Raw genomic sequence first — 3,972 nt, 5'->3', positions numbered from 1 at the left:
TTCAGCCCGTCCTCGACGCAGTCCACAACGAGTACGGCGGCTGGGACGAATTCGCGAAAACCGTACTCCGGCTCGATACCGGCACGTTGACAAAGCTTCGAGACTCGATGCTCGCGGCTGCGCCGCATTGCCTCGAGTGCTGACAGCAGGGACGGGCCAGAACCTTTCAGGGCCTCGTAAGACTCGGCACCGGCGCTGGTTGCGTCAGGTTCAGGGCGGAACCGCCTCGGAAGCCTCGCAGGCTGTGATGGGTCCGGGGGCTATTCGGTGTAGTCGTCGTCCGAATCCGCGACCAGGGCTTTTCCGGCGACCTGGCCCTTGGCGAGGGCGTCGAGGAAGGCGCGGGCCCAGCGGTCGACATCGTGGGCGAGGACCTGGCGGCGCAGGGCGCGCATACGGCGGCGGCGGGTTTCGCGGTCGTCGGTGAGAGCGGAGACGATGGCGTCCTTCACGCTGTCCAGATCGTGCGGGTTGCACAGGTAGGACTGGCGTAGTTCGGCGGCCGCGCCGGTGAACTCGCTCAGGACGAGGGTGCCGTTGAGGCCGCTGTGGCAGGCCACGTACTCCTTGGCGACCAGATTCATACCGTCCCGCAGCGGGGTCACCAGCATGACGTCGGCGGCGACGAAGAAGGCGATGAGTTCCTCGCGCGCGATCGGTCGATGCAGATAGTGCACCACCGGATAGCCGACCCGGGCGAACTCGCCGTTGATGCGCCCGACCTGGCGTTCGATATCGCCACGCATCTGGATATAGCTTTCGACCCGTTCCCGGCTCGGCGTGGCCAGCTGCACCATCACGGTGTCGGCCGGGTCGATACGGCGCTCGTCGAGCAGTTCTTCCAGCGCGTTGAGCCGGATATCGATGCCCTTGGTGTAGTCGAGGCGGTCGACACCGAGCAGGACATGTTTGGGACTGCCGAGTTCCGCACGGATCTGGGCGGCGCGCTCGCGCACCGAACGCCGCCGCGAATGCTCGTCCAACCCCGCGGAGTCGATGGAGATCGGGAAGGCACCCACCCGCACCGTCCGGAACCCGACCTGCACCACACCCATCTTCGACCGCACCCCGACCGTGCCGCGCGAAGTGGGCTGACCGGCCAGCCGGCGGGCCAGGTACAGGAAATTCTGGGCGCCGCCGGGCAGATGGAACCCGATCAGATCCGCCCCCAGCAGACCCTCCACGATTTCGGTGCGCCACGGCATCTGCATGAACAGTTCGACCGGCGGAAACGGGATGTGCAGGAAGAAACCGATGGTGAGATCGGGCCGCAGCATCCGCAGCATCTTCGGCACCAGCTGCAGCTGATAGTCCTGCACCCAGACCGTGGCACCCTCGGCAGCGACCTTGGCTGTCTCCTCGGCGAAACGCCGGTTCACCTGCACATAGGCCGACCACCAGGCCCGGTTGTACACCGGGCGGACGATCACATCGTGGTACAGGGGCCACAGGGTCGCATTGGAGAAACCCTCGTAATAGTCGGCGACCTCCTGCGCCGACAACGGCACCGGATGCAACTCCAGCCCGTCCTCGACGATCGGATCCACCTCGACGTCGGGCACACCGGCCCACCCCACCCACGCGCCGCGATTACTGCGCAGCACCGGCTCCAGCGCAGTCACCAGACCGCCGGGGCTGCGCTTCCAGCGGGTGCTGCCGTCGGGCAGTTTCTCCAGATCCACCGGAAGCCGGTTGGCCACGACGACGAAACCGGAACCCGCGCCGCGTTCCCGCAGGGGTTCGGCGTCCACCGCCTCGGGCTGGGCCTCCACCAGGTCGATCGGACCCGTGACCGGCCCGGACCCGTTACCGGATCCGGACGGACCCGCGGATACGCCGGTTTCATCCTGGAGGGTGGAATCGCTGGACGGCTGATCTGTCATCTGGTCCACTCACGCATCCTTACGCGCGGCGCTGTACGCCCCGTATATGCGGCATGAGCGCGGGCCCTGCGTGGTTACGATCCGCCAGCGCCTTCGGGCCTGACCCGCTCATGCCATGTAGTTGTGTGGATCCGCTGACGTCGCCGTTGGCGCCGGCGGCCCGCACGACCGTCAGCGCCCGGAGGCGATAGCTTGCGTGACCAGGCGCTCGGCCATGCGGATAAGGCTCAGCTTATTCGGTTCGGGCGCCCGGGCCGATACCCAACATCGACAGGAGCATCCGGCATTCGTCGGCATCGGCGGCATAGGCGGCCACGACCCGCTGCGCCTGACGAGCGGTCTCGTCGGCGAGGGGTTCCAGTTCGTCGTCGGCGATACCGTTGGCGCTGCTTTTCGCGGCCATCTCAATCCTCCCGGCAGGTGCGCTGGTATGTGAAATGTCAATGGTATCTGTCCCACGAAGCGGTCGCTGCGGCCGCGGTAACACAACGCCACCCGGAGGGCTATACCGTGGGCAGCGGAAACGATCAGGAAGGGGCCGTCAGCATGCCGTTGGCCACGGTGAACGGAATATCGCTCAACTATCAGATCAAAGGAGACCGTTCCAAGGGCACCGATGTGAAAGGCGGCGGCCCGCTGGTCGTGCTGATCATGGGGACGGGCAGCCCGGGCCGCGTATGGGAGCTACATCAGGTGCCGGCCCTGGTCGCCGCCGGCTACCGGGTCTGCACGTTCGACAACCGGGGAATCGCGCCCTCCTACGAGGCCGCCGGCGGTATGACCATCGACGAAATGGTCGCCGATACGGCGGCGCTGATCGAGTTCCTGGACGAAGGCCCCGCGCTGGTGGCCGGAACGTCGATGGGTGCCCGGGTGGCGCAGGAACTCGCCCTGGCCCGGCCCGAGCTGGTGCGTAAGGCCGTGTTCCTGGCCGGGCACGGCCGGCTGGACCGGTTCCAGAAGACCCTCTCGCTGGGCGAACACGAACTCGACGAGAGCGGGGTGAAGCTGCCGCCGAAGTACGAGGCCGCCCTCACCGCGGTGATGAACCTTTCCCCTGCCACCATGGCCGACGCCAACGCGGCCCGTGACTGGCTGGACCTGTTCGAGTTCACCGGCGGTCCGGTGACCCCCGGTATCCGGGCACAGCGCAAGATGGACCACGAATTCGATCGGGTGCACGCCTACCGGGCCATCCGGGTGCCGTGCCTGGCGGTGGGGTTCGCCGATGACCGGATGATTCCGCCGTACCTGTCGCGGGAGGTCGCCGAGGCCATTCCGGGCGGCCGCTACCAGGAGGTTCCCGATGCCGGTCATTACGGCTACCTGGAGCGACCCGATACAGTGAACAAGATCCTCCTGGAGTTCTTCGCGTCCTAGGGGGGACCCACAGTTAACACCGGCCTTGCTAGGGTCGACACATCGTTGGGTTCGTAAAACGGCAGCCGGAGGTTCCCCTTCCTGCCGTGCCGGACCCGGACAAGATCCGTACACATACGCGCGAGCACCCCTGTGAGGTGAAATGAGCACCAACCCGTTCGACGACGAGGACGGCCGCTTCTTCGTTCTGGTCAACGACGAAGAACAGCATTCCCTGTGGCCGGCTTTCGCCGAGGTCCCGGCCGGCTGGCGCGTGGTCTTCGGTGAGGACAGCCGCGCGGCCTGCGTGGAGTACGTGGAGCAGAACTGGACCGATATGCGGCCCAAGAGCCTGCGTGACGCCATGGCGGCCGACGAAGCGGCCCGCAAGTAGCGCAGCCTCTTACCTCTTGCACAGACCACCGCTGCGCGGCCCCGGATTACGGTGTCGCGCCGCGGGCGGGTCCGAGTTTGATGGCTGCGCCCTCGCCTCCTTAGCTCAGTGTTAGTCCACTCGCCTTTTAAGCGAATGGTCGTCAGTTCAATCCTGACTGGGGGCTCCGACCGAACGGCCCCCACCGTTATCGGGGGGGGCCCTTTCGATTGCGTCGGAGCCGGCTGATCGCCGTCGGATGGGGGTCCGAGGCGACGATCCGCTGGTCACGGCAGCTGTCGCCGCGCGGCGCTTCGATCAGGCGGGGACGTTCGCCCCGTAGCCGAGGTCGCGCAG

The 3,972-nt window shown here is 66.7% G+C and carries 4 protein-coding genes; 2 read left to right on the top strand and 2 right to left on the bottom strand.

Annotated features, from left to right (window positions below; genetic code table 11):
- Positions 1 to 260 precede the first annotated feature (260 nt).
- Together QH196_RS10545 and QH196_RS10540 are read right to left on the bottom strand one after the other, a co-directional pair.
- Positions 261 to 1,883 (bottom strand): alpha,alpha-trehalose-phosphate synthase (UDP-forming), encoded by a 1,623-nt coding sequence (locus QH196_RS10545; protein ID WP_280415585.1) that lies wholly within the window; start codon positions 1,881 to 1,883, stop codon positions 261 to 263.
- Positions 1,884 to 2,115: 232 nt separating this feature from the next.
- Positions 2,116 to 2,286: a hypothetical protein gene (locus tag QH196_RS10540; protein ID WP_168433875.1), complete on the bottom strand. Its 171-nt coding sequence runs from the start codon at positions 2,284 to 2,286 to the stop codon at positions 2,116 to 2,118.
- Positions 2,287 to 2,429: 143 nt separating this feature from the next.
- Between QH196_RS10540 and QH196_RS10535 the strand changes: the two genes are divergently transcribed.
- On the top strand, positions 2,430 to 3,263 hold the full coding sequence (locus QH196_RS10535) for an alpha/beta fold hydrolase (RefSeq protein ID WP_280415584.1): 834 nt from the start codon (positions 2,430 to 2,432) through the stop codon (positions 3,261 to 3,263).
- A 142-nt stretch (positions 3,264 to 3,405) separates the two neighbouring features.
- Complete coding sequence (locus tag QH196_RS10530) at positions 3,406 to 3,636, top strand: MbtH family protein (RefSeq protein ID WP_030522889.1); 231 nt, start codon at positions 3,406 to 3,408, stop codon at positions 3,634 to 3,636.
- Positions 3,637 to 3,972 lie beyond the last annotated feature (336 nt).

The sequence above is a fragment of the Nocardia carnea genome (assembly GCF_029868325.1).
Classification (GTDB): Bacteria; Actinomycetota; Actinomycetes; order Mycobacteriales; family Mycobacteriaceae; genus Nocardia; species Nocardia carnea_C.
Note: the sequence above shows the minus strand (reverse complement) of the source record. Positions and strands in the feature narration are given on the sequence as shown.

Bases quoted from the DNA above. Each gene is read 5' to 3' on its own strand.
- QH196_RS10535 (WP_280415584.1), top strand. From the start codon at position 2,430: ATGCCGTTGGCCACGGTGAACGGAATATCGCTCAACTATCAGATCAAA.
- QH196_RS10545 (WP_280415585.1), bottom strand. From the start codon at position 1,883: ATGACAGATCAGCCGTCCAGCGATTCCACCCTCCAGGATGAAACCGGC.
- QH196_RS10530 (WP_030522889.1), top strand. From the start codon at position 3,406: ATGAGCACCAACCCGTTCGACGACGAGGACGGCCGCTTCTTCGTTCTG.
- QH196_RS10540 (WP_168433875.1), bottom strand. From the start codon at position 2,286: ATGGCCGCGAAAAGCAGCGCCAACGGTATCGCCGACGACGAACTGGAA.